This window comes from Mesorhizobium sp. P3_A9, from assembly GCF_056402975.1.
On sequence record NZ_JBFUGJ010000703.1, the window covers coordinates 1 to 1,179 of the forward strand.

Sequence of the window (1,179 nt, forward strand, 5' to 3'; positions counted from 1 at the left end):
TGTACTTACCAGAGGCCAAAGGAACGCATTGATGCCGAAGCGCTCGCGAATGCCGTCGGCTATTGTGTGCTTGCTGACGGCTGCGAAACGGCCGGCCATCTCCACCAGGAAAATGATGCAGATAGTCCCGAGGAGAATCGCCCAGACCAGCTGAAAGTGGAACAATGCACCGGCCTGGGCTGCTGTCGCCAACGATCCGACCTCAAGGAAGCCCCCAACGCTGGTCACCACGCCGAGCGAGATTTCCAGCAATTTTTTCATGGATTTGTCGCTCGATCTGCGGGATCTGCCACAACGAACTTGGCAATGACAGTTCGAAACTCCTGACCGGCTTGCCCCGCCTGTGCTCGGTCGCCGTTCGTGACGGCATTTTCGGCCCGCTCGGCAGCGGCTGTGAGTTGTCGCGCCAGTCGCTTGGAGGAGTCCGAACCGTCCGCCGTTTGTAGTTGCCGATCGTAGTCAGCTAACGCTTCGGCCAAAGACCGCAACGTGGCCCCCGCATAGTGGGAAGGTGCGGCGCCGGCGGTCCAACTGTCGATGACCATGATCGCTGAACTGGCGGTGGACTTGGCGTTTTTCGCCCGCTTGTCTTCGGCATTGGATGAAGAGCAGGCAGCTAGGCCGGCGAGCAACACTGCCGCCAGCAAGCGACACATGGTGGTATTGGCCAACGCTACGACGCTACGTGACATCGGATGCGTAAAGCGTTCCGGTCGAAAAGGTTCCGCAAGCGATTGGCTCAGGAATTTCCGTTACCCTGTTCGGAATGGTCGGGTCAACAATCTAGCGGATTATGTTGCCGGCCGTCGCGATTCCGTTGTTGGCTTTTGCCACCGAGCGTCGTCCGGAAGACCCGATCCCAAGTCGGGATGCTTGCCCATGCTGACGCGCATGACTCCCTTGGCTTGCGTCAGCGAACAGCAATAGCAGGAGTCGATCGGCCGACGCCCCTTGCAACGCGCCTGCGCGAAAGGAACACACTGTTCGCAAGCTCGTTAGCAAAGGCAACCTCGGGCCAATTTCATGGAACGACGAAAAAATTTAAAAACGTCTATCGACGTGGTGGGATCGAACACGCTTTCGGAATCGGGTGCGCCGAGTGAAGAACACGCACCACGACCGCGCCGAATGCCAGCTGCCGCGATTGCCGCGCGGCTGATCCAAGCTGTAGGGGAAATC

General features: G+C 58.8%; 2 protein-coding genes. Both read right to left on the bottom strand.

The genetic code is table 11. The features are described 5' to 3' along the window. Positions 1-261, bottom strand: a 261-nt coding sequence (locus AC1DX0_RS36135; protein WP_477359324.1) for a divalent metal cation transporter, incomplete at its 3' end; no start/stop codon positions are given. Then, positions 258-671: a hypothetical protein gene (locus tag AC1DX0_RS36140; RefSeq protein WP_477359327.1), complete on the bottom strand. Its 414-nt coding sequence runs from the start codon at positions 669-671 to the stop codon at positions 258-260. The genes AC1DX0_RS36140 and AC1DX0_RS36135, both read right to left, overlap by 4 nt. Positions 672-1,179: the final 508 nt, after the last annotated feature.